Origin of the sequence: Saccharopolyspora soli (genome assembly GCF_022678645.1) — a bacterium.
In the GTDB taxonomy this organism is placed as follows: Bacteria; Actinomycetota; Actinomycetes; order Mycobacteriales; family Pseudonocardiaceae; genus Saccharopolyspora; species Saccharopolyspora soli.
The window spans coordinates 114,317-138,361 of record NZ_JALBWV010000014.1 but is presented as its reverse complement, the minus strand read 5'-3'; the positions used below and the strand labels follow the sequence as shown (position 1 = coordinate 138,361).

The following is a 24,045-nucleotide window of genomic DNA, read 5'->3' as shown; positions in this document are numbered from 1 at the left end:
CCGCGACGCGCGGCCACCGGGCCGCGCCCGTTGCTCCGGTGGTAGCGGGCGCGGCGTGGTTTCGGTCAGGCCGGTTGCATTGCTTGGGGCTTCATCTGGCGGCACATGTCCGCGCAGCGAGTCATCATGTCCGCCAGCTCGGTCATCTCCTTCGTGCCCATCCGGTTGCACATCTCGGCCGTCATCTCGCACATGTCCGCGCACATCCCGCACATTCGGACGCACATCTGCACCATGTCCGGACCGGCCTTCGCCATGCTCGAACAGCGCATCATCATGTCCGCGCACATCCGACACATGTCCGCGCAGGACATCATCATCATGCTCATCTGCATGGCCTGCTCACCGCGCGTCTCCATGCAACGCGACAACATCTGCTCGCACATGTCGTGGCACTTGTTGCACATCTCGATGCACTGCTGCATTTCGGTGCTCATCTGACGTGTCATTTGTGAACCTCCAACGATCTTCTCCGACCAGACTGGTCGCGCCGGACGCCGGATTGCGCCCCGAGGGGTCCTGCGTACCCCTGACCAGCCGAGATCGCATGTCGTGGTCTGCGGCGGACCGCCGCCCAGCCAGGCATGCGCACCTCCGCGCGCCGATCCCCGTTGCAACGCCCCAGCCGTCCGACCCAACGCATTGCAATCGCCTCAGTCATTGCAACGTTCTGCGATTTTCCTTGTAAATGTGGCATATTTGTGCACCATTACCGTTGACTTGACCGGAAACGCAACATAGTTTCCAACTGTCGAAAACCTCGACGCGCAACCGCACCTCGGAGGATCGCGCCATGGCGAGCGCACTCCCGGCCTTCACGCCGGTGGAAGAGAGCCTGTACCTGACTCTGGCTGGCCGGGCACTGGACAGCCGCGCACCGAACCCCGTCCTCGGCGACACCGCCTCCGCCGAGATCGTCCGGCAGATCGGGTACGACCTCGCCGACTTCCCAATGCCATCGAGCAAGTCCTTCGACATCGCATTGCGGACCAAGATGCTCGACGACGTGGTGCGCGGGGTCGTCGCCCGGCACCCCGACGCCGTGGTGCTGGACCTGGGCGCGGGGCTGGACCCCAGGAGCTCCCGCATCGACGCGCCGCACACCACGGACTGGTACGCCATCGACTTCACCGAGGTCATAAAGGTGCGGCGGGAGACCATGCCGACGCGCCCGAACGAACACGGCATCGCCGCGGACCTGACCGATCCGCACTGGCTGGACGAGGTGCCAGGGGACCGGCCAGCGGTGATCGTCGCCGACGGACTGGTCGCGTTCCTCGCCGACGCCGACTTCTCAGCCCTGCTGAACCGGCTGACCAGCCATTTCCCCAGCGGAGAGGTGGCGTTCAACACCTACCCCAAGTTCGCCGTCTGGGCCATCAAGCACTTCCGCGGCACCCGCTCCATCGCCGACTTGGTGCGCAACAGCGGCTTCGACGACCCGCGCGACCCCGAGCGCTGGGACCCCGACCTCGAGTTGGTCGAGGAGATCTTCGCGACGCGGATGCCCGAAGTCGCCCAAACGCCGCTGCTGACAAGGGTGCTCAGCCGGTTGGCCAGCCGCAGCGCGGCGGTATCCCGGAAAGGCACCGCAGTGCTCCGCTACCGATTCTGACCCTCCTACCGGAAACCGCCGTTGTGACTTCACAGCGGTTCTATGCATCCTGATGTTCCATCGGCGATGGGCGTGCCGGTGGTGGATGCGGTCGGTTTCGGAAGGGTGGCGTGCGGGTTGGGCCTGAGTTTGGCGGGGTTCGCTTCGCCGTGGTGGTTGTTGCTGCTGGCCGTGCTGGGCGCGTTGGTGGTGGGCTACCTGCTGGCGCAGCGCAGCCGACGGCGCAGGGTGCTGCGATTCGCCAACCTGGCGATGCTGGACCGGGTCATGCCCCGTCGGCGGGGATGGCTGCGGCACGCGCCGGTGGCGCTGTTGGGGGTGGCGATGGTGTTGCTCGTGTCGTTATCCATGCAGGCCACGGACATCGAGCCGAACCGGTTGGTGGCCGCCCAGGATGCCGCGAAACGGTTCGTCCAGCAGATGACGCCGGGCATCAACCTCGGTCTGGTCGCCTTCTCCGGTACCGCGACGACGCTCGTCATGCCCACCACCGATCGCACCGCGATGATCCAGGCCGTCGACGCGCTGAAGCTGTCCGAGGCCACCGCCACGGGTGACGGCCTGCACGCCGCGATGAACGCGATCGATTCCTTCGGCAAGATGCTCAGCGGCCCGACCGGCCCAGCCCCGGCCCGCATCGTGTTGATGAGCGACGGCAAGCAAACCATCCCGCAGGACGGCGAGAACTCACCCAACGGGTCCTTTACCCGCGCCAGGGAAGCCAAGGACGCCAACATCCCGATCTCCACCATCGCGTTCGGCACCCAACACGGCACCGTCGAGATCGATGGCAAGCAGGAACCGGTCCCGGCGGACATCCCCGCGATGCAGGAGATCGCCAAGCTCTCCGGCGGTGAGTACTACGAAGCGGCCAGCGCACCGGAACTCCGCAGGGTCTACGACACCCTCAGCGAGCAGATCGGCTACGAGACCAAGCACACCGACGCCAGCAAACCCTGGCTGATCCTGGGCACCCTGACCGCGCTCATCGCCGCCGGGTGGTCCCTGCTCATCGGTCAGCGCCTCCCCTGACCACGCGAGCAACCGAACAGTCCACAGTGGTCCGCTGCAAGACCGCGATGCGATAAGGGTTCGTTGGGGTCGCGTCCGCGAGCTTGTGCCCGAGAGGCTGTTCCGGTTGCATGAACATCGTGGCTAGGAACGGGCTTCGTGTCGCGCGTGGTGTGCCGGACCGGCACACGGCGTTGCGCGGCCTCGTCCTGCGCTATCGGGGCCTCCGACATGCTCATCGCCCCTGAGCTGATCCACTTCTCCTGCACTTCTCGCGCCCCCTAGCGCATCGAGGATCAGCGTGCGGCCGACCGGTTGTGGAAGCTCAGCGCGCGGCTCACCGGGCTGTCCTGATCCGCCCGAGCACCGCTGCACCGTCGCATCTGGAAAGGATCCGGTCGTGTCGAAGCGAGCACGCAAGAAAGCCGCCCGGCGCAAGAAGAAGGCCAACCACGGAAAGCGCCCCAGCTGAGCGGGGCGGTTCGCGGCTCCGGCAGCCTCTGACCTGCCGGAGCCGCTTTTTTTTGCGCTGCGGCACAACGTCCTCGCTCGAAATGATCACTCGATCGAGTGGAGTTCGTGGTGCTGACCTGCCCGGCCCAGAAGGGCCATCGGGTTGCCGAGCCTCGGAATTCCACGTCTGAGCGCCACCTGCGCGGCGTGCCGCCCAACAGTCGCACGGGTGGCCGCCGCGACGTCGCCACGGTGTCATGAACCGCGGCCGTCGACCTGCGCTGTCCGCATTCGCGTCGACCGGACACGTCGCTGGCGCAACTGAAACCCCGGCCGCGGAGAGCTTGAGGAGGTGCTGGCACGTGGTTGACGTTGTCCTGGTACTCGTCGCACTCGCCTTTTTCGGTCTCAGCCTGCTGTACGTGCGCGGCTGCGAGCGGATCATCCGCGGCGACGAAATCGGTGCGGCCACGGCCGAGCCCGTTGGAGAGGCCGAGACGTCGTGGCAGTCGTAGACAACGTCGTCGGGCTGGTGATCGCGGTCGGCCTGGCGGTCTACCTCGTGGTGGCGTTGCTGTTCCCGGAGAGGTTCTGATGTCGGTTGCTGGCTGGCTGCAGTTCGCCGTCCTGATCGCGGTCCTGCTGGTCACCGCTCCCCCGCTCGGCTGGTACATGGCCAAGGTCTACAGCGACGAGGGCAAGGCGCCGGGCGACCGGGTGTTCCGGCCCGTCGAGCGCGTCATCTACCGGCTGTGCAGGGTGCAGCCCGAAGGCGAACAGCGCTGGACGGTCTACGCGGTGTCAGTGCTGGCGTTCAGCTTGGTGTCGTTCCTGGTGCTGTACGCGATCCAACGCCTGCAGGCGGTGTTGCCGCTCAACCCGACGGGCGTGCCAGCGGTCACCGACCACGTCGCGTTCAACACCGCGATCAGCTTCATGACCAACACGAACTGGCAGTCCTACAGCGGTGAGGGCACGATGAGCCACCTCACCCAGATGACCGGGCTGACGGTGCAGAACTTCGTGTCCGCTTCGGTCGGCATGGCCGTGATGGCCGCGTTCATCCGCGGGTTGGTGCGCAGGCGGGCCACCACGCTCGGCAATTTCTGGGTGGATCTGACCCGCACCGTCGTGCGGATCATGCTCCCGTTGTCGATCGTGGTTGCACTGGTGCTGGTGAGCCAGGGCGTGATCCAGAACTTCAGCGGGTTCACCCCGGTCAGCACGCTCGAAGGTGCGGCGCAGCAGATCCCCGGCGGACCGGTCGCCAGCCAGATCGCGATCAAGCAGCTGGGCACCAACGGCGGCGGGTTCTTCAACGTCAACTCCGCGCACCCCTTCGAGAACCCGACGACGTTCGCCAACTTCGTCGAGAACTGGTGCATCCTGATCATCCCGTTCGCGCTCGCCTTCACCTTCGGGCGCCTGATCGGCGACCGGCGGCAGGGCCGCGCGGTGTTCACGATCATGGCGGTGCTCTGGTTCGGCATGTCCCTGCTGGCCATGGGCCTGGAGGAGAACGGCAACCCCCGACTGGACGCGCTGGGCGTGACCCAGCAGACCACCGCGGAGCAGTCCGGCGGCTACCTGGAGGGCAAGGAGGTGCGTTTCGGCGCCGCTGCGTCCGGGCTGTGGGCAGCGTCGACGACCGGCACCTCCAACGGCTCGGTCAACTCGATGCACGACAGCTACACCCCGCTCGGCGGGATGATCCCGCTGAGCCACATGATGCTCGGCGAAGTCAGCCCCGGCGGCACCGGCGTCGGCCTCAACGGGCTGCTGGTCATGGTGATCCTGTCGGTGTTCGTCGCCGGGCTCATGGTCGGCCGGACACCGGAATACCTCGGCAAGAAGATCCAGGCGACCGAGATGAAACTGGTCGTCCTGCACGTCCTCGCCATGCCGCTGGCATTGCTGTCCTTCGCCGCCGCGTCGGTGCTGATCAGCAGCGCGGTCGCCGCGCAGAAGAACCCCGGCGCGCACGGACTGTCCGAAATCCTCTACGCCTTCACCTCCGGCTCGAACAACAACGGCTCGGCGTTCGCCGGGCTGACCGCGTCAACTCCCTGGTACGACACGACAATCGGGCTGTCGATGCTGGTCGGGCGGTTCTTCCTGATCATCCCGGTGCTGGCCATCGCGGGCTCCCTGATCCGCAAGCAGATCGCACCGGCAAGCGCCGCGACGTTCCCGACGCACACGCCGCTGTTCGCCGTGCTGGTCCTCGGAATCGTGATCATCGTCGCGGGCCTGACCTTCGTGCCTGCCCTCGCGCTAGGCCCAATCGTCGAACAACTGTCCCTTTAGGAGAACGACGACAGCATGGAAAGCAGCGCTGCCCGCAGGACGCCGGACGAGGGCGCAACACTTCTGCCGACCAAGCGGTCGCTGTTCGACCCCGTGATCGTGCGCCCCGCGCTGGTGGACAGCCTGCGCAAGCTCAACCCACGGGTGCAGGCCCGCAACCCGGTCATGTTCGTCGTCCTGGTCGGCAGCGTGTTGACGACGATCCTCTTCGTCCGCGATCTCGGCCGTGCTACCGCCTCGGAGAACGTGTTCAACGTGCTGGTCACGGCCTTCCTGTGGTTCACCGTGCTGTTCGCGAACTTCGCCGAGGCGATGGCCGAGGGGCGTGGCAAGGCTCAGGCCGCCAGCCTGCGCAAGGTCCAGGCCACCACGATGGCCCGGCGTCGGCGGAGTTCGGGTGAGGTCGAGGAAGTTCGGTCGGCGGAGCTGACCACCGGCGACGTCGTCCTCATCTCGGCCGACGAGATCATCCCGTCGGACGGCGAGGTCATCGAGGGCATCGCGTCGGTGGACGAGTCGGCGATCACCGGCGAGTCCGCGCCGGTGATCCGCGAGGCCGGTGGGGATCGCTCGGCCGTGACCGGTGGGACGCGGGTGCTGTCCGACCAGATCACCGTGCGGATCACGGCCAAGCCCGGCGAGACGTTCCTGGACCGGATGATCTCGCTGGTGGAGGGCGCGGCCCGGCAGAAGACCCCCAACGAGATCGCGCTGAACATCCTGCTCGCCGGGTTGACGCTGATCTTCCTGCTCGCGGTAGTGACGTTGCAGCCGTTCGCGATCTACTCCGGTGCGCAGCAGAAGTTGATCGTGCTGGTCGCGCTGCTGGTCTGCCTCATCCCGACCACGATCGGGGCGCTGCTGTCCGCGATCGGCATCGCGGGCATGGACCGGCTGGTGCAGCACAACGTGCTCGCCACGTCCGGGCGCGCGGTGGAAGCGGCCGGGGACGTGGACACGTTGCTGCTGGACAAGACCGGCACGATCACCCTCGGCAACCGGGAGGCGACCGAGTTCGTACCGGCGAGCGGGTTGACCGTCGAGGAGATCGCGGACGCGGCGCAGCTGGCCAGCCTGGCCGACGAGACCCCGGAAGGCCGCTCGATCGTCGTGCTGGCGAAGCGGGAGCACGGCCTGCGCGCTCGCGACGAGGGCTTCGTGCCGCACGCCCGCTTCGTGCCGTTCAGCGCGGAAACCCGGATGTCCGGTGTGGACATCTCCGACAGCGACATCGTCCGCCGGGTCCGCAAGGGCGCGGCGTCCGCGGTGATGAAGTGGGTGCGCGACAACGGCGGCCACCCCACCGAGGACGTCGGATCCACAGTGGACGGGATCAGCTCCAGTGGCGGCACGCCGCTGGTGGTGGCCGAGCACGTCACTGGCCAACCGGCCCGAGCGCTCGGGGTCATCCACCTCAAGGACATCGTCAAGGCGGGCATGCGGGAGCGCTTCGACGAGATGCGCCGGATGAGCATCCGCACGGTGATGATCACCGGGGACAACCCGCAGACCGCCGGGGCGATCGCCGCGGAGGCCGGGGTGGACGACTTCCTGGCCGAAGCCAAGCCGGAGGACAAGTTGACGCTGATCCGCACCGAGCAGCGCGGCGGGCGGCTGGTCGCGATGACCGGCGACGGCACCAACGACGCGCCCGCGCTCGCCCAGGCCGACGTCGGGGTCGCGATGAACACCGGCACCCAGGCGGCGCGCGAAGCCGGGAACATGGTCGACCTCGACTCCGACCCGACCAAGCTGATCGAGATCGTCGAGATCGGCAAGCAGCTGCTGATCACCCGCGGCGCGCTGACCACCTTCTCCATCGCCAACGACGTGGCGAAGTACTTCGCGATCATCCCGGCGATGTTCTCCGGCGTCTTCCCGGTGCTGGACCGGCTCAACATCATGGCGCTGAACTCGCCGAACTCGGCGATCCTGGCCGCGGTCGTCTTCAACGCGCTGATCATCGTCGCGCTCATCCCGCTCTCGCTGCGCGGGGTGAAGTTCCGGGCGGCGAGCGCGCTGGGGATGCTGCGCCGCAACCTGCTGGTCTACGCGCTCGGCGGGCTCGTCGTGCCGTTCCTCGGGATCAAGCTCATCGACCTGCTCCTCGCGGCCCTGGGAGTGTCCTGATGCGACGCCAACTGCTGCCCGCACTGTTCATGGTGCTGGTGTTCACTGTCCTCACCGGCGGCGTGTACCCGCTCGTGGTGACCGGCATCGCGCAACTGTTCTTCCCCGACGGGGCGAACGGGTCCGTGGTGGAACGGGACGGCCGGGCCGTCGGTTCGAAGTTGATCGGCCAGCCCTTCACCCAGCCCCAGTACTTCCACCCGCGCCACTCCGACGCGGGTGACGGCTACGACGCCACGGCGAGCTCGGGCTCGAACCTCGGCCCCACCAACGGCGAACTGCTCTACGGCGCTCCGGACGATCCGGCCACCGCCGACGACGAGTCGTACGAGGGCATCCAGCAGCGGGTCGCCGCCTACCGCGCCGAGAACCGCCTGGCCCCGAACACGCCGGTCCCGGTGGACGCCGTCACCGGCTCCGGCTCGGGCCTGGACCCGCACATCTCGGTGGCCAACGCCCGCCTCCAGGCTCCTCGGGTCGCCCAGGCCCGCGGGCTCGCCCTCGACCAGGTCCAGCGCCTGGTCGACGAGCACACCGACGGGCGGGACCTGGGCTTCCTGGGCGAACCGGCGGTGCACGTCCTCAACCTCAACCTCGCCCTGGACGCCCTGCCGCGATAGGCCACGCGCGCCGATGGGCATGCACCGATCGGCGTAGCACACTGGACGGGTGACTGGCACCACCTCAACACGGCGCGGTGAGCTGCGCATTTACCTCGGCTCGGCGCCCGGCGTCGGCAAGACGTACGCCATGCTCGGGGAGGCCCACCGCCGGTTGTCCCGAGGGACCGATGTGGTGGTCGGGTTCGTGGAGACCCATGGTCGGGCGAAGATCGCCGAGCAGTTGGAAGGGCTGGAGGTCGTTCCGCGCCGCCGGATGCAGCACCGGGGTGTCGAGTTCACCGAGATGGACGTCGACGCGATCCTGGCGCGCAACCCCGAGGTCGCGCTGGTCGACGAGCTCGCCCACACCAACGTGCCCGGCAGCCGCAACGCCAAGCGCTGGCAGGACATCGAGGAGCTGCTCGAAGCGGGGATCACGGTGCTGTCGACGGTCAACATCCAGCACCTGGAAAGCCTCAACGACGCGGTCGAGCGGATCACCGAGGTCCGCCAGCGGGAGACCGTGCCGGACGAGGTGGTGCGCAAGGCCGAGCAGATCGAACTCGTCGACATCACACCGGAGGCGCTGCGGCGGCGGATGGCGCACGGCAACATCTACCCGGCGACCAAGATCGACGCCGCGCTGGGCAACTACTTCCGCACCGGCAACCTCACCGCGCTGCGGGAGCTCGCGCTGCTGTGGGTGGCCGACCAGGTCGACGTCGCCCTGCAGCGCTACCGCGCGGACAAGCACATCACCAAGACCTGGGAAGCCCGCGAGCGGGTGGTGGTGGCCGTCACGGGCGGCCCGGAGAGCGAAACGCTGATCCGCCGAGCCCGGCGCATCGCCGCTCGGGCCGGTGCCGAACTGCTGGTCGTGCACGTCCTGCGCAGCGATGGGCTCGCAGGCACCTCACCGACCAACCTCGCCCGCGCCCGTCGGCTGGCCGAAGACGTCGGCGCCACCTTCCACACGGTCGTCGGCGACGACGTGTCCGAAGCGCTGCTGGAGTTCGCGCGGGGCGTGGATGCGACGCAGCTGATCGTCGGCACGTCCCGGCGTCCCCGATTCGCACGGGTGTTCGAGGAAGGTATCGGGGCCACCACCGTGCAGAAGTCCGGCCACATCGACGTGCACATGGTCACCCACGACGAAGCCAGCCTGGGCCTGCGCTTCCCGCGCGCGCCCCGCAACCCGCTCCCGCTGCCCCGGCAGGTCTGGGGCTGGGCGCTGGCCGTGCTGCTGCCGGTGATCGTCACCGCGGCCGCTTACTGGTGGGAGAGCCAGCTCTCGCTGTCCACCGACGTCGGCGGCTACATCCTGGCCACCGTGCTGGTGGCGCTGGTCGGTGGCACCGCGCCCGCCGTCGTCGCGGCCGTGCTGGCTGGCGGGTTGATGAACTTCTTCTTCACCGAGCCGCGCTACTCGCTGGCTGTCGCCGACCCGGAGAACGTGGTCACGGTCGGGGTCATGCTCGTCGTCGGCGTCATGGTCGCGATCGTGGTCGACCGCGCGGCCCGGCTGACCAGCCAGGCCGCCCGAGCGCGCACCGAAGCGGCCTTGCTGGCCTCGTACGCCCGCACGGTGCTCACCGACCCGAATCCGCTGCAACGGCTGCTCGAAAAGATCGTGGAGAACTTCGGCCAATCCTCGGCGGCGCTGCTGGAGAAGACCGACGGCCGGTGGCAGATCGCCGCCTGCACCGGGCCGAATCCGTGCGCCAAGCCAGCGGAGTCCGATGTCGACGTCGAAGTCAGTCCGGAAGTGCACCTCGCGCTGCGCGGGCGCGACGGCTCCGGTCCGCTGCCCGCCGCCGACCAAACCGTGCTGGAAGCCGCCGCGGGCCAAGCTCTCATCGCGCTGCGACAGCAGCGGATGGCCGACGAGGCGGCGGAAACACAGCGCCGGGCGGACGCGAACCAGCTGCGCACCGCGCTGCTGTCGGCGATCGGCCACGACCTGCGGACACCGCTGTCGTCGATGAAGGCGTCGGTGAGCACGTTGCTCTCGCCGGACGTCGAACTCGACGACACCGACACCCGCGAACTGCTGATCGGCATGGACGAATCCCTCGACCGGCTCACCGCCTTGGTGCACAACCTCCTCGACTCCTCCCGCCTGGCCACCGGAGCCGTGGTGCCGCTGCTGCATCCGATCACCTACGACGAGGTCGTCGCGCGCGCCCTCGCCGCGCTGGACGGCAGGCGCTTCGTCACCGTCGACGTCAACGAACAGCTGCCCGCGGTGCTCGCCGACGCGGGACTGCTGGAGCGGGTCGTGGCGAACGTGCTCAACAACGCGTTGACCTACGGTCGCGTGCACGACGAAAACCCCGATGTGCTGGTGCATGCCAGCGAACACGCGGCGCGCGTGGAACTCCGGATCGCCGACCACGGCCCCGGCCTGCCCAAGTACACCGCGGAAGCGCTGTTCGCCCCGTTCCAACGCCTGGACGACCGAAACCACAAGGGCATCGGCCTGGGGCTGCACGTCGCGAAGGGATTCGTCGAGGCGATGAACGGTGAGATCCGCGCCGAAGACACGCCGGGTGGCGGGCTGACCATCGTGGTGTCCCTACCCGTTGCCGCCGCACCCCACCCGAGTGCCACGGACCGCTGACCCGCGCGTCGGTCGAGTTGGACGCGGTGACAAGCTCGTCGTGTCGCCCCGAGGAAGGTGAGCCGGATGGCACTTGGTACCGAAGACCTGAGCGCTCGTCTGGAGCAGTACCGCGCCGATTACAAGCGACTGCTCGACGAGGGACTTTCGCTCGACCTCACCAGGGGAAAACCGTCCGCCGCGCAGCTCGACCTGGCCAATCCGCTGCTGGGGCTGCCCGGCGAGGACGGGTTCCGCACGGCGGATGGCACCGACGCGCGCAACTACGGCGGGCTGCAGGGACTGCCGGAACTGCGGGCCATCTGGGGGCCGCTGCTCGGTGTTCCGGCCGACCAGCTGATCACCGGCGGCAACTCCAGCCTCGCGGTCATGCACGACTGCGTGGTCAACGCGCTGCTGAACGGCACCACCGACGGCCCCCGCTGGGTGGACGCGCCATCGGTCGCGTTCCTGTGCCCGGTGCCCGGCTACGACCGGCATTTCGGGATCTGCGAACGGTTCGGCATCGAGATGATCCCGGTGCCGCTCAACGACGACGGCCCGGATCTGGCGACCGTGCGGGAACTCGCCGCTGGTGACGCCCGGATCAAGGGCATGTGGTGCGTGCCGAAGTACAGCAACCCCACCGGGATCAGCTATTCCGACGAAGTGGTGCGCGGGCTGGCTTCGATGCCGACGGCGGCGCCCGATTTCCGGCTGTTCTGGGACAACGCCTACGGTTTGCACCACCACGGCGAGACGCGGGCGGAGATCGCGGACGTGCTGGCGCTGGCCACCGAGGCGGGCAGCCCCGACCGGCCACTGCTGTTCGCCTCCACCTCGAAGATCACGCTCGCGGGCAGTGGAGTGTCGTTCTTCGGCGGATCACCCGCGAACGTCGAGTGGCTGCTCGCCCACTTGCAGAAGCGCACGATCGGTCCGGACAAGGTCAACGAACTCCGGCACGCCCGGTTCCTGCCCGACGCGGATGCGGTGCGGGCGCACATGGACGAGCACGCGGCGATCCTGCGGCCGAAGTTCGACGCGGTGCACGAGATCCTCACCGAGCGGCTGGGCGATTCCGGTGTCGGGTCCTGGACTCGACCGGACGGCGGGTACTTCATCAGTCTCGACGTGCTCGACGGGTGCGCCTCCCGCGTGGTGGCGCTGGCGAAGGACGCCGGGGTCGCGTTGACGCCCGCTGGCGCCACGCACCCGTACGGCAACGACCCGGCCGATCGCACGATCCGGATCTCGCCGAGCTTCCCGCCGATCGACGAGCTCACCGCCGCCACCCGCGCGCTGGCCACCTGCGTTCTCCTCGCGGCGGCGGAAAAGCTCACGGCTCGCTAGGTGCGGCTCGGCGGTGCTCCGCTACCGCCCGGTCGACGTCCTGCGCCAGCAGGTAGTGGTTGATCGCGATAGCGGCGACCGATCCCGCGCTGGCCGCACCGATCAGCTGGGCGGCCTCGGCCACCACGTTGCCCGCCGCCCAGGCCCCCGGCACGCTGGTGCGGCCCGCGGGATCGACGACCACCCAACCGTTCTCGCCGACCTCGCAGCCCAGGCCGGTGAGCAATTCGTCCCGCGGCACGAAGCGCGGCCCGACGAACACCGCCGACCTCGCCACCTCCTGGCCGTCTGCGAGTGCCACGCGCAGCTCCCCGTCCCGTCCCGCCAGCCGGACGACCTCCCCGGCAACGATCCGGATGCCTCGGGCGACCAGCCGTTCACGCTCCTCGGCGTCCAGGACGATCCGGTTCGGGAAGAACACCACGTCGGCGGACCACTGCCGCACGAGCGACGCCTGGTGCAGCGTGAACGGCCGATTGTCCCCGCCCAGCACGCCGATCGGCGCGTCGCGCACTTCGTACCCGTGGCAGTACGGGCAGTGCAGCACGTCGGCGCCCCATCGCTCGCGCAGGCCGGGGATTTCCGGCAAGTCGTCGTGCAGACCGGTGGCCACCAGCACCGCGCGGGTGGCCAGTTCCGGTCCGCCGTAGCGCCGCACGAGGAAGCCGTGCTCGTCAACCCGCTCGATGCCCTGCGCTCGATCCTTGATCACCTCGCCGCCGTACCCGAGCACCTCGTCCCAGCCCGCCGCCAACAGATCCGCGGGGTGCATGCCGTCGCGGGACAGGAATCCGTGCAGATGCGCCGAGGGAGCGTTTCGCGGTTCACCAGCGTCGATCACCACCACCCGGCGGCGGGACCGGGCCAGCATCATCGCCGCGCTCAGCCCTGCCGCGCCGCCTCCGACCACGACCACGTCGTACTCCACCGCAATCTCCTCCACATTCGTGGCTGCGCCGGGCAGGCCAACGACGTCCGTTGTCGTGCCGGGAATGAACGCGGTCGCGCAACTGGCGGACCGGCAGCGATCCACGCTGCCCCACCTCGGAACCGCAGGTTACGATAAAAAGGTAGCAGGTAGTTCGCTGGTTAACAAAAGAGGTGACCATGCTTCCCCTCCAGGCACGCACCCAGGAGCTCTGGGGTAAGCACAACCCAGGTCTCGACACGTCGCCGATGGAGGTGGTGGCGCTGGTCAAGCGCATCACCGGACTGCTCGATCGAGCGGTCGAGGAGATCTACGACGGTGCTGCGTTGACCACGGCCGAGGTGGAACTGCTCGTCCCGCTCCGGCACGCGGACGCCCCGGTGACCGCCGGTCGCCTCGCCACCCGGCTCGGCATGTCCCGAGCCGGAGTCAGCAAAACGTTGGCAAAGTTGGAAAAACGAGGTCTGATCACCCGCGAGGTCAACCCGGCGGACCGACGAGCTGCGCTGATCAGCATGACCCCCACCGGCGAGAACATCATCGATGACCTGTTCCCGCGCGAGCTCGAAGCCCACGGGAAACTCCTGAGGGATCTCGGAAGGAACCGGAAGAACGTGATCGACGCCCTGACCCGTCTCGCCGAAACCATGGAGTCCCAACTCAACACCCAAAACCCCCAATGACCGCGGAGCGGCTGGAATGAGGAAACCGTCCCCGCCGTGGCCAGAGTCGGCGGCGTCTCGGTGGCCGTGCGGGCTCCGAGACCGCTGCCAGCAGACATCACGCTCGCCGGGGTGCTCTACGAAAACCACCACAGCCGCCGGTTTCCGAAAGGCCCACCAAGCGGTGGGCGGATCAACGAGGTCTGGCTGGTGTCGTGGGAATGTCGGCTGTTCGGCCGCCGTTGGCGGGTGGTCGAGGGCACCGCCGTTCTCAGCAGCGTCTTGCGCGCACCGAAATCCTTGCGGTCTGAGCCGCCTCCAGAAGATGGCGGCCCGTGGCGGTGCACCAACGGAGTGCTGGTCAGTCTTGAGGTGCCGCCGAAGATTTCGTGAGGCTGGATCAGCTCGCGGTCGGGGGGAGGACCTTCTGCACTTCCGGGTCGACTTTCAGGCCGAGGTCCGGCAGTCCCAACCAATCCAGCTGGACCGATGCGTCCTGCGCGCGCTGCGACAGCTTCAGCCGCAAGGTGTACACGCACAGCAAGAACGCCTGCAGGGAATCAACACCGAAGGTCGCCTCCACGGTCTCGTCACCCAGCCCCAGAATCTGCCGGGGGCAGTACCAATCCCCACCGGGCAACGGGTCTGGTAGCGGCTTGCCGATCTTCACCACAACCGGCGCGCGTCTTCCGTCTTCGGCGACGGCATCCAGCTGCCGCTCGGCTACCGTCTCGCCGAGTTCGTAGCTTGTCCTCATACGCGCCCTCAACTCATCGACATCCCAACGCGAAACCACGTGTGGCAATTGTGCACATTCGACTTTCAGTTCTTGGTCTCGCGGGTTCGGGTTGCGGCGATGGCCTCTTTTTCGGCCGCCCGCTCCAGCGATCCGAGGAGTCCGCCGCCTTCTTCGCCGACGAACGGGACTCCTGGGTAGCGCAGTCGGGCGAAGGTCTCGGGTAGGCGGACGCGCAGTCGCCTGGCCGCGACATCGCCTAGCGCGAAGGCCACCACCGCAGCGTTGACCAGCGCCAGGACCGGCGCGGCCAGCGGAGCCCACGGCGGCAGGATGTTCGGGGCGACCATGAGGATGATCGCGACGGTCGCAGCGGGCGCGCTGAGCACTGCCGCGGCGTACAGCCCCAACTGGCCGACCAACTGGTTCTCCCCCGCATCGCTGGGATTCACCCTTCGGTGCGGATCGACGCCCGGCGTCACCGCGATCACCGACAGCAGCGCCGAAAGTCCGCTGCCGACGCCGAGCAGCACGATGATGAGCGTCGCCACCGGCACGGCGAACTCGAAACTGCCGCTGATCGCCATCAACGCCGCCGCGAGCACGACCGCGGGCAGACCGTAGGCGACGACGACGCCGACCTGTCGGCCGCGCACATCGGCCCGGATCACGTCCTGGCCATCGGTGACCACGAGCTGCCACAGCGCCGTGCCGTCCTGGCCGTAGAGGTTCGCGGCGCTGATCGCGGAGATCAACGCGACCGCCACGCCACCGAGCCAGCTGAGCTGCGGCAGTCCCCCGATCGTCGAGTAAACGGCGAGGAAGATCCCGAACCACAGCGATGCGCGTAGTTCGAGGCTGCGCCACGGGTCCCGCAGCCAGGTGCGCAGTTCCTTGCCGACGACCGCGCCGAAGGCGCTTTCCGGTAGCAGACCGCGGCGTTCGAAGACCCGGCTGCCAATGGGCCGTCGCCTGCGCGCGATGGTTCGATTGCCGACGAACGGTCTCAGCAGCGCCGTCGCGACCAGCACCGACAGAAGCGCGGCGCAGGCCAGCAGCGCGAGCCAGGCGGCAGACGCGCCGAAATCGCCGTTCGCCGCCGCATCCACCGCCCGGATCGGCCAGCCAGCCGGTGTCCAGCCGAGCACCGCACCAGCCGGGGCGGAACCGAAGCCGTCGCGCAGGAATCCCGGCATCGAGGAGAGCACTGGCCAGATGATCAGCCAACCGGCGAACAGGCTCGACAGCAGCAGCCCGTATTGGATGGCGGCGATCTCCACGCCCAGCCGGGTGCGCATCGCCGCCCCGAGCAGCGCGTAGGCGATCCGCGACAGCGAGATGACCAGAACCAAGTAGAGCGCGGTCACGACGACCGCCACCACCACGGCCAGCAACGCGGCGGCCAGGAGCGCGTGGCCGATGATCGCGGTCAGCGCGAGAGCGGTCACCACACCACCGACACCGACGAAAACTGAAGCCAGCAGACCTAATCCGAGCCGACGCGGCGGCAGCGGCAGCAGGCTGAAGTACTCCGGTCGCAACACGCTCGCCCCGGAGGTGAGGATCGGCCCGACCAGCCATCCCACCAGCCAGATCAGCAGTACGAAGGTGATGACGTCCGAACGCGCTCCGGCCGAGGAGATCGCGACGGCCGCCCAGGTCGCCGCCGCCGCGAGGACGCCCAGCGCTCCGCCGAGGCGGCGCTTCCACGGCAGCGTGTGCCGTTGCACGGCGAACCGCAGCCGGATCAGTTCCCCAACCACGTCAGCTCCTGCTCCCGTTGCGCAGGCTCGCCGACCAAGCGCACGAAGACGTCTTCGAGGGTGGTGCCAGCCCGCACCTCGTCCAGCGGCCCGGCCACCAACACCTGGCCCGAGGCGATGATCGCGACGCGGTCGCAGAGGTTTTCCACGGTGGCCATCACGTGCGAGGAGATGACGACCGAGCCGCCAGCGTCGACGAACCGCCGCAGGATCCGGCGCAGCACTCGGGCCGAAATCGGGTCCACCGCCTCGAACGGCTCGTCCAGCACCAGCACTCGTGGCGAGTGCAGCAGCGCGGTCGCGAGGCCGATCTTCTTCCGCATCCCCGTCGAGTACTCGATGACCAGCCGTCCCTCGCGTTCGGCACCGTCGAGTTCGAGGACCTCCATCAACTCCAGCGCCCGTTCCCGGACCTCGGCCCTGGGCATTCGCCGCAGCGCGCCCCAGTGCCGCAGCAACTCCGCGCCGGTCAGCCGCTCCGGCAGCGCTAGGCCGTCGGGCAGCACACCGAGCATCGCCTTCGCACGCATCGGATCCCGCCACACGTCGACACCGTGCACCAGGGCGGTTCCGGAGTCGGGGCGCAGCAACCCGACCGCCATCGCCAGCGAGGTGCTCTTGCCCGCACCGTTCGGGCCGACCAGTCCGGTCAGCGAGCCCGGCGGCACGTCGAGGCTGACCTGATCAGCGGCGATGTTGCCGGAGAACCTCTTGGTCAGCGCCGCCAATTGGAAGGCCACCTGCTGGCTGGCCGCGGTTGCCGAGCTCATGTCTGCGATCCGTTCTGCAGTGGTCGATGCTGCTTGGTCGGCTGGCTGGCGACCGCGTTGACGAGGAAATCAGCGACTTACCCGACGACCAGTTCGCCGTCGGGATCATCGAAAAGCACCAGAACATTACCACCTAAAAAGACAAACAAGACAAACAAGACAAATAAGACAAACAACGAACAACCGAATACCGCCTTCGACCGACCCCGCGCGGGCACCACAGGGGGCGATGGGAACGAGGTGAGGGGCACCTTTTCCCAACTTAAAAGGCACGCGGATTGGAGCTCGCCTCGGAGTCGTGAGTGGTAACGGTCGCCAGAGCGACCACAACCACTCACGACCCCAAGCGGCTCGCACCGCACCCGCTCGTGGGTGAACACGCCGGTTCCGACCCAACGAACCACTCGCAAGACTCAGCACCACGCACACCAATTCACGCAAAAGGTGCCCCTCACCTCTCACCTGAATGGGGTCGTGAGTGCGTAGCCGGGTTGGAGCCCGCTTTCGCACTCACGACCGGGTGCTCAGCTCCGAGCTCGGGACAGGTGGGTGGTCAGGACGACCTGGTCGCCTCGCATGTAACCGGTGCCCACGTCCACCGCCACACCGTCGACCAGCCGCAGAGTTCGGCGCAGCAGCAACAGGGGCCAGCCCGTCGGGACCTCCAGGAGTTCGGCCACCACCGGGTCGGCGGCCACCGCCTCGGTCTGCACCTCCGACGAACCCAGCTCAAGCCCCAACGATTCGATGATCTGGTAGGCGTTCTCCGCTGGTGGCGGGTCGCGGTCCAGCAGCGGCTTGGCGAGGTGGTGCGGCAGATAGGTGGTCCACAGCGCCGTCGGGGTGTCCCGCACCAGTGTCACGCGCTCCAGCAGCAGCACCGGGTCACCGGCTCGCACGCCTAGCGACGCGGCCACCTGCTCGGCGGCCGGAACCGTCTCCAAGGTGATGGTCCGCCGTCGCACCGCGGTGTCCTCGCCAGCGTCCTCGCCCAACGCGCGCAGCATGTCGAAGCGGTGAATCGCCTTGCGCGAGATGACGAACGTGCCAGCGCCGGGAACCCTGTCCAACAGCCCTTCGCCGACGAGCATGGCCAAGGCCTCGCGAACCACGTTGCGCGACACCGACAGCGACGACGCCAACGCCTCTTCCGACGGCAGCGGACCGGGAATCCACCGGCCGGAACTCACATCCTCGCGCAGCAAATCCCGCGCTCGTCGGGCGATGTGGCGCCGCCGGGGCCGCGAGGCGCTGATCTCCATACCAGGAGCATACGAGCAGAATTGGTGGAGTTGTTCGCTTACCTGGTCACATATTTGCTGGTCACAGGGCCGACACGGGCGAGTTTCGTGGCGTAGCGCCAGCGTTACGGCGGCGAGAAGCCAGCGCAAATAGCCGAACTTAGCGTTCGCTGCCAACCCCGGAAAACGCTGGGCAACGACAGGGAGCGCGCAGATGAAAATCTGGGACGAATACCTCACCGAACGTGATCGCCAGGTCTTCGCGGCGTCCGGCTACGGCACCTACCTGGGCATGGGCGAACGTCCCGCGGTGCTGGTCGTCGACGTCAACTACGCCTTCGTAGGGCACGAGCCGCAGCCGATCCTGGAGTCGATCAAGAACTGGCACAACAGCTGCGGCGAGGAGGGCTGGCAGGGCGTTGCGGCGATCGCGGAACTGCTCGCGGGCGCTCGCGAGAAGAACGTGCCGATCTTCTACAGCACCGGGGTCGACCGCCGCCCGGACGGCTTCGGCCGGGGCTTGTGGCGCAACAGCCGCAACAGCGAGGACTCCCACGTTCCCGACGTCGACGGCAACACCATCGTCGCCGAGATCGCCCCGCAACCGCAGGACGTGCTGATCGCCAAGACCAAGCCCAGCGCGTTCTTCGGCACCGCGCTGATGAGCTACCTCACCGAACTGGCCGTCGACTCGCTGCTGGTGGTCGGCACCACCACCAGCGGCTGCGTGCGGGCCAGCGTCATCGACGCGTTCTCCAACAACCTGCGGGTCAGCATCGTCGAGGAAGGCACCTTCGACCGCGGCGAAGCCTCGCACGCGATCAATCTCTTCGACATGAACGCCAAGTACGCGGACGTGATCAACCTGGAAACCGGCCTGGCCTACCTCGCCGGGCTGCCCTCGGACCTCTTCGCCGGTCGGATCGCGCCCGCCACGCCCGCGAAGGACGCCGAACTGGTCGCCGCACCATGACCGCGCTGACCGAAACTCCCACGCGCGCAACCACTTCCCGAGGCGCCGACCTGCGGATCGACGGCGTCAGCAAGGTCTACCAGCGGCAGGTCGCGCGCAAGCGCGTCGAGGAGGTCCCGGCGCTGGCGCCGATCGACCTGCACGTGCCCGCTGGCGGCTTCGTCTCGGTGGTCGGCCCCTCGGGGTGCGGCAAGAGCACCCTGTTCTCCATCATCGCCGGGTTGGAGCGGCCCAGCGGTGGCTCGGTGCTCATCGGCGGGCAGGACACCACGGGCAAGACCGGCCTGGTCGGGTTCATGCTGCAGAAGGACATGCTGCTGCCCTGGCGCACCGTGCTGGACAACGTGGTGCTCGCCGCGGAGGTCTGCGGAGTTCCCAGGAAGCAGGCCGCGGAGTTGGCCCGCCCGCTGCTGGGGCACTACGGGTTGGGCGAGTTCGTCGACTCCTATCCCGCGCAGCTCTCCGGTGGCATGCGGCAGCGCGCCGCGCTGCTGCGCACCCTGCTGTTCCACCGGGACGTGATGCTGCTCGACGAGCCGTTCGCCGCGCTGGACGCGCAGACCAGGGAGCAGATGCAGAACTGGTTGCTGGACATCCAGGCCGACTTCGGCAAGACGATCGTGTTCGTCACGCACGACATCGACGAGGCCGTCTACCTGTCCGACACCATCTACGTGCTCTCCGGTCGGCCCGGCCGGGTGATCGACACCGTGCCGGTCGATCTGCCCAAGCCCCGGCAGCACCATCCGGACCTCTCCAGCACGCCGGAGTTCACCGCGATCCGGGCGCGGGTGCGCGCGCTGCTGCGGGAAGCCAAGCGAGCAGAGGAACCGCGATGACCGCCAGCACACCTTCCCAGGTGCTGTCCACTCTGGACGAACTGCTCGGCTCCAGGGACAAGGTTCGACCGCGCAAGGAACGCCGTGCCGCGCCACCCAACCGGGCGGTGGTGATCCTGCTGCGCGTGGTGGTGATCGCGGCCGCCGTCGGCGGCTGGGAGTGGTGCGCGCGGTTGGGCGTGGTCGATCCGTTCTTCTGGTCCATGCCGAGCGAGATCTGGGCCAAGGCCGTGCAGCAGTTCTCGTCGGCCACGCTGATCAGCGACACCGCCTACACCTTCGGCAGCGCCATCGCCGGATTCGCGCTCGGCACCGTGCTCGGCGTGGCCATCGGCCTGTCCTTCTGGTGGTCGCGGACCTACGCCAAGGTCGCCGAGCCGTTCGTGGTGGCGCTGGAGGCGATTCCGAAACTCGCGTTGGCGCCGATCGTGGTGCTGGTGCTAGGCATCGGGATCTCTTCGAAGATCGCGATGGCCACCGCGCTGGTGGTCGCGGTGCAGGCGCTCAACGCCGCCGCCGGGGTGCGCGCCATCGACCCCGACCTGACCAGGATGCTCAACAGCCTCGGGGCGAGCAGGTGGAAGGTGTTCCGCAGCGTCGTGGTGCCCGGCACGATGCCGTGGATCATCTCCGGGCTGCGGGTCACCATCGGGCTCGCGCTCGCTGGCGCGATCGTCGGCGAGTACATCGGCTCCGAGCGCGGGCTCGGGCGACTGGTCGTCTACGCGGGCACGGTGTACGACATCTCGCTGATCTGGGTCGGCGTGGTCATCCTCGCACTGCTCTCGCTGGTGTTGTACCTGGTCGTCGGACTCGTGGAGCGCCGACTGCGCGCCCAACTACTGCACGGAGGCAATTGACATGCGGCCTATGTGGTACGGCTCGCGCCGCGCGGTACTGCGGCTCGCGGCGGCCAGCGCCGCCGCGGCGTTGGTGCTGACCGGCTGCGGTGCGGCTTCGGGCGGCGACTCCGGTGAGCTGGTCATCGCCGAGCCCGCGCACAGCCTGGGCTACCTGCCCCTGTACGTCGGCATCGACCGGGGCATCTTCGCCAAGCACGGCCTCAACGTGCGCGCGCTGACCTTGCAGGGCGGCGCCGCGCACACCAACGCCGTGCTCAGCAGGCAGGCTTGGGGCTTCATCGGCGGTCCCGAGCACAACGGCTTCGTGCAGGCGCAGAACCCGTCGCAGAGCGCGGCGATCAAGGCAGTGGTCAACGTGGTCAACCGGGGCAACGTGTACTTCACCGCGGCTGCCGGGCAACCCGCGCCGCCGATGACCGACGTGCGGTCGGTCGCGAGCTACCTGCGCGGCAAGCGCGTGGTGACCGGTGCCTACGGCGGTACCCCGAACTCGATCCTGCGCTACGTGCTGGCCGAGGGCGGGTTGCAGGCATCCGATGTGAAGCTCATCGAGGCGGTGGACGCCGCCGCACCGATGAGCATCGTGGCGCAGGGCCAAGCCGACGTCGCGGTGGTCGCCGATCCGGTGTTGGCGCAGGGCGTGCGGCAGGGTGTTTGGCAGGAACCGTTCTTCAGCCCGCCGAATGGGCTCGGCCCTTACGCCTATTCGACCGTCAACGTCCGGATGGACACCGCGACCGGCGACGGCGCGGAGACCACCCGGAAGTTCGTGCAGGGCATGCTGGAGGCGCTCGCGGTGGTCCGCGACGATCGGCAGGCCGCGACCGAGGTCGCCAAGAAGCAGTTCAGCAACCTGCCGCCGGAGGTCGTCGAGGCCACCCTGGAACGGGCCTACGCCGACCAGTTGTGGGAGTACTCCGGCGACATCACCGAACCGGCCGTGGCCACGGCGTTGAACGTGGTGCGCCGCGCGGGTGTGCTCAAGGACGGCGACAAGCCGGTGACCTACGCGGATGTCGTCGACCCGGAGTTCGTCCGGGCCGCCGCCCCGAAGTAGTCCTCGGCCGATGAGCACAACGCAACAACGGCTGCTGCCGGTCGGGCTTCGGCGGGAGCAGTTGGTCATCTGCTGCGGGCTCGTCGCGGCTACCCAGATGACCTGGGGCTCGGTCGTCCCGGTGCTGCCGGTGTACGCGGCGTCCTTCGGTGCCGGACCGGCGATGCTCGGCCTGGTGGTCGGGATCTTCGGGGTCGGTCGGCTGCTGGCGAACCTGCCAGCGGGGCTGCTGTTGGCCCGAGTGCCAGCGCGGCACCTGCTGCTGATCTCGGTTGCTGGTGTGGTGGTCGTGACCGTCGCGACCGGCTTCGTCACCTCGCTGGCGCAGCTGGTCGCAGCGCGCGTGGTCAACGGGGTGCTCGGCGCGGTGGCGATCACCAGCGGACAGACCTTGTTGGCGCAGCGCACGCCGAAGTGGCGGCGTGGTCGCGACATGGCGACGTTGCAGGCGATGCAGCTGGTCGGCGGGGCGGGCGGGCCCGCACTCGGCGGTCTGGCGATGGCGCTCGGCGGTCCGACGCTGGTATTCGGCCTCGCGGGCGGGGCCGCCGCGATTTTCGTCTGCTGGGCGCTGATCCGACCCGACGACGGGCCGACGGCGCAGGATGGCGCCACGCCGCCGGATTTCGACGACGCGCCGCCACCCCGGTCGTTGGCCAGCAACGCGTTGCTGGCGGTGAACATCGTGGGTTTCGCGGTCTTCTTCGCCCGGTTCGGCGGCCAGCAGTCGCTGGTTCCGCTGATCGCCTACGAGCGGATCGGTGTTTCGCCGCAATTGTTCGGGCTGGGGTTGGGCGTGGTGACCGGCTTGTCGCTGTTGCTGCTGCCGCTGACCGTGCAACTGGCCGAGCGGTTCGGCCGACGGCCGGTGCTCGCGGCGTCGCTGCTGGCCAGCGGCGCTGCCACCGGGTTGTACCTGGCGGTCGACGAACCGATGGGCTTGCTCGGCGTGCTGCTGGTGGTCGGCGCCCTGACCGCGATCAGCGGGCCGCTGCCAGCGGCGATGCTGGCCGACCACGCGCCGCCGAACCGCATCGGCGTGGCCACCGGCATCTTCCGCACCTGCGGCGATCTGGCGACGGTGCTGGGTCCGGTGTTGCTCGGCTGGCTCTACGAGCGGTTCGGGATGTCGATCCCGATCATCGTGCTGGCGGTGTCCGGAGTAGGTGCGGCACTCGCGTTCGCCGCGCTGACCAGGAACCGCGCTACCGGCCGCCCAGCGCGGTGCTGACTTCGCGGGCCGCGGCGAGCAGCGTCGGGGCGAACTCCTCCATCCGCGGCACGGTCCAGCGGTCGTGCGGTCCGCTGACCGTCAGACCCGCGATCACCCCGCGAGAAGTCAGCACCGGCGCGGAGATCCCGGCGATGCCCACGCCCTTGTCGCCGATGCTCGCGTGGTAACCGCGGCGGCGGATCAGCTCCAGCTCGCGCGGCAGGCGGCTCATGTCCCGTCCGGCTGAGGCACCGTCGGCAAGCACCGAGGCGACCTGTTCCGACGGCAGGAACGCGGTGATGACCTTGCCGGTGACGCCCACGTAGAGCGGGTTGGCCTCGCCGATGTGCGCGACGCGGCGCACCGGCTGCGAGCTGTCCGCGCCATCGACGCACACCCGTTGCAGGCCGACCCGCAGTTGCAGCGTCACCGTCTCGCCGCTGGCATCCCGCAGCCGTTGCAGGTGGCTGTGCGCCGTGGCCCGCAGCGGCGAGTTGTCCAGCACGCGGGTGGCCAACAGCAGCAGCGCGGGACCGGGTTCGTACCGGCGGGTGTCCGGGTCGCGCGTCACCAATCCCCGGCCGCACAGCACCGCGAGCAGCCGAGACGCCGTGCTCTTGTCCAAACCCGCCGCAGTGGCCAACTCCATCAAGCCGGTCGGCGCGGGCCGGGCCGCGATCTCGTCGAGCAGGTCCAACGCCCGATCAGCACTCGTCGCCATCCTCTCACTCTACAAGAATGTGTTGTTCATATTGAGAGTCATGGCTTAGCGTTTGCCGAGCCACCGCCTGGCTCCCACCAATGGCGACACCGAGCCGATGACCTGGGTCCGTCCGTGTGAACGCCATGCGTCTCTCAACGGAGAGGAGATGCGAGCAGCCTTGATCTGTCCAATTCCCCCGCATAGCCCGGACTTCTCGGTTGCCCGGA

The 24,045-nt window shown here is 68.5% G+C and carries 24 protein-coding genes; 17 read left to right on the top strand and 7 right to left on the bottom strand.

The features are described 5' to 3' along the window. Positions 1-65: 65 nt before the first annotated feature. On the bottom strand, positions 66-374 hold the full coding sequence (locus tag MOQ72_RS46045; RefSeq protein WP_504980361.1) for a four-helix bundle copper-binding protein: 309 nt from the start codon (positions 372-374) through the stop codon (positions 66-68). 419 nt (positions 375-793) lie between these two features. Here MOQ72_RS46045 and MOQ72_RS13395 point away from each other — a divergent pair, with 419 nt between their 5' ends. The 10 genes from MOQ72_RS13395 (at position 794) to MOQ72_RS13355 (ending at position 12,070) form a co-directional block, all read left to right on the top strand. Beyond that, on the top strand, positions 794-1,615 hold the full coding sequence (locus tag MOQ72_RS13395) for a class I SAM-dependent methyltransferase (RefSeq protein ID WP_242183683.1): 822 nt from the start codon (positions 794-796) through the stop codon (positions 1,613-1,615). A 123-nt stretch (positions 1,616-1,738) separates the two neighbouring features. Beyond that, entirely contained in the window at positions 1,739-2,647 is a 909-nt protein-coding gene (locus MOQ72_RS13390) for a VWA domain-containing protein (RefSeq protein ID WP_242183723.1), read from the top strand. Between the two features lie 379 nt (positions 2,648-3,026). Further along, positions 3,027-3,098: a 50S ribosomal protein bL37 gene (locus MOQ72_RS45550; RefSeq protein WP_372495354.1), complete on the top strand. Its 72-nt coding sequence runs from the start codon at positions 3,027-3,029 to the stop codon at positions 3,096-3,098. Positions 3,099-3,441: 343 nt separating this feature from the next. Beyond that, a complete protein-coding gene (locus tag MOQ72_RS13385; protein ID WP_242183682.1) occupies positions 3,442-3,594 on the top strand; it encodes a potassium transporter Trk in 153 nt (50 codons plus the stop codon). Next, entirely contained in the window at positions 3,582-3,674 is a 93-nt protein-coding gene (kdpF, locus tag MOQ72_RS13380; protein WP_242183681.1) for a K(+)-transporting ATPase subunit F, read from the top strand. The genes MOQ72_RS13385 and kdpF overlap by 13 nt, the downstream gene beginning before the upstream one ends. Beyond that, complete coding sequence (gene kdpA / locus MOQ72_RS13375) at positions 3,674-5,386, top strand: potassium-transporting ATPase subunit KdpA (RefSeq protein ID WP_242183680.1); 1,713 nt, start codon at positions 3,674-3,676, stop codon at positions 5,384-5,386. Before kdpF ends, kdpA begins: the two co-directional genes overlap by 1 nt. Before the next feature lie 15 nt (positions 5,387-5,401). Continuing rightward, a complete protein-coding gene (gene kdpB, locus MOQ72_RS13370) occupies positions 5,402-7,516 on the top strand; it encodes a potassium-transporting ATPase subunit KdpB (RefSeq protein ID WP_242183679.1) in 2,115 nt (704 codons plus the stop codon). Then, positions 7,516-8,136 (top strand): K(+)-transporting ATPase subunit C, encoded by a 621-nt coding sequence (gene kdpC / locus MOQ72_RS13365; protein WP_242183678.1) that lies wholly within the window; start codon positions 7,516-7,518, stop codon positions 8,134-8,136. The genes kdpB and kdpC overlap by 1 nt, the downstream gene beginning before the upstream one ends. Positions 8,137-8,185: 49 nt before the next feature. Further along, a complete protein-coding gene (locus MOQ72_RS13360) occupies positions 8,186-10,738 on the top strand; it encodes a sensor histidine kinase (RefSeq protein ID WP_242183677.1) in 2,553 nt (850 codons plus the stop codon). Between the two features lie 66 nt (positions 10,739-10,804). Continuing rightward, the gene (locus MOQ72_RS13355) at positions 10,805-12,070 is read left to right on the top strand and encodes an aspartate aminotransferase type Ic (RefSeq protein WP_242183676.1); all 1,266 of its coding nucleotides are present in this window, start codon (positions 10,805-10,807) and stop codon (positions 12,068-12,070) included. Here MOQ72_RS13355 and MOQ72_RS13350 read toward each other — a convergent pair. Next, positions 12,057-13,013 (bottom strand): NAD(P)/FAD-dependent oxidoreductase, encoded by a 957-nt coding sequence (locus MOQ72_RS13350; protein WP_242183722.1) that lies wholly within the window; start codon positions 13,011-13,013, stop codon positions 12,057-12,059. The two genes, MOQ72_RS13355 and MOQ72_RS13350, sit on opposite strands and share 14 nt — an antisense overlap. A gap of 164 nt (positions 13,014-13,177) precedes the next feature. On the opposite strand from MOQ72_RS13350, the gene MOQ72_RS13345 reads away from it, so the two are divergent. Then, complete coding sequence (locus MOQ72_RS13345) at positions 13,178-13,681, top strand: MarR family winged helix-turn-helix transcriptional regulator (protein WP_242183721.1); 504 nt, start codon at positions 13,178-13,180, stop codon at positions 13,679-13,681. 36 nt (positions 13,682-13,717) lie between these two features. Continuing rightward, positions 13,718-14,053, top strand: a complete 336-nt coding sequence (locus MOQ72_RS13340; protein ID WP_242183674.1) for a hypothetical protein — start codon at positions 13,718-13,720, stop codon at positions 14,051-14,053. A 7-nt stretch (positions 14,054-14,060) separates the two neighbouring features. Here the strand turns inward: MOQ72_RS13340 and MOQ72_RS13335 are convergent, their stop codons facing one another. The 4 genes from MOQ72_RS13335 to MOQ72_RS13320 all read right to left on the bottom strand — a co-directional run bounded on the left by MOQ72_RS13335 (position 14,061) and on the right by MOQ72_RS13320 (position 18,191). Continuing rightward, complete coding sequence (locus MOQ72_RS13335; RefSeq protein ID WP_242183672.1) at positions 14,061-14,417, bottom strand: DUF6968 family protein; 357 nt, start codon at positions 14,415-14,417, stop codon at positions 14,061-14,063. Positions 14,418-14,482: 65 nt separating this feature from the next. After that, on the bottom strand, positions 14,483-16,159 hold the full coding sequence (locus MOQ72_RS13330) for a hypothetical protein (protein WP_242183671.1): 1,677 nt from the start codon (positions 16,157-16,159) through the stop codon (positions 14,483-14,485). Then, positions 16,144-16,929, bottom strand: coding sequence for an ABC transporter ATP-binding protein (locus MOQ72_RS13325; RefSeq protein WP_242183670.1), 786 nt, complete (start codon positions 16,927-16,929; stop codon positions 16,144-16,146). The genes MOQ72_RS13330 and MOQ72_RS13325 overlap by 16 nt, the downstream gene beginning before the upstream one ends. A 524-nt stretch (positions 16,930-17,453) precedes the next feature. Continuing rightward, the gene (locus MOQ72_RS13320; protein ID WP_242183669.1) at positions 17,454-18,191 is read right to left on the bottom strand and encodes a GntR family transcriptional regulator; all 738 of its coding nucleotides are present in this window, start codon (positions 18,189-18,191) and stop codon (positions 17,454-17,456) included. A gap of 193 nt (positions 18,192-18,384) precedes the next feature. Here MOQ72_RS13320 and MOQ72_RS13315 point away from each other — a divergent pair, with 193 nt between their 5' ends. From MOQ72_RS13315 to MOQ72_RS13295, 5 genes are read left to right on the top strand one after another with little or no spacing between them, the layout of a single operon-like run. After that, a complete protein-coding gene (locus MOQ72_RS13315) occupies positions 18,385-19,143 on the top strand; it encodes an isochorismatase family protein (protein WP_242183668.1) in 759 nt (252 codons plus the stop codon). After that, positions 19,140-19,982 carry an ABC transporter ATP-binding protein gene (locus MOQ72_RS13310; RefSeq protein ID WP_242183667.1) on the top strand — a complete coding sequence of 281 codons (843 nt, stop codon included), beginning with the start codon at positions 19,140-19,142 and terminating at the stop codon, positions 19,980-19,982. Before MOQ72_RS13315 ends, MOQ72_RS13310 begins: the two co-directional genes overlap by 4 nt. Further along, positions 19,979-20,842: an ABC transporter permease gene (locus tag MOQ72_RS13305; protein ID WP_242183666.1), complete on the top strand. Its 864-nt coding sequence runs from the start codon at positions 19,979-19,981 to the stop codon at positions 20,840-20,842. The genes MOQ72_RS13310 and MOQ72_RS13305 overlap by 4 nt, the downstream gene beginning before the upstream one ends. Before the next feature lies 1 nt (position 20,843). Continuing rightward, positions 20,844-21,902, top strand: a complete 1,059-nt coding sequence (locus tag MOQ72_RS13300) for an ABC transporter substrate-binding protein (RefSeq protein WP_242183663.1) — start codon at positions 20,844-20,846, stop codon at positions 21,900-21,902. A gap of 10 nt (positions 21,903-21,912) precedes the next feature. Next, positions 21,913-23,133, top strand: a complete 1,221-nt coding sequence (locus tag MOQ72_RS13295) for an MFS transporter (RefSeq protein WP_242183662.1) — start codon at positions 21,913-21,915, stop codon at positions 23,131-23,133. Here MOQ72_RS13295 and MOQ72_RS13290 read toward each other — a convergent pair. Then, positions 23,108-23,836, bottom strand: coding sequence for an IclR family transcriptional regulator (locus MOQ72_RS13290; protein WP_242183660.1), 729 nt, complete (start codon positions 23,834-23,836; stop codon positions 23,108-23,110). The two genes, MOQ72_RS13295 and MOQ72_RS13290, sit on opposite strands and share 26 nt — an antisense overlap. Between the last annotated feature and the right edge of the window lie 209 nt (positions 23,837-24,045).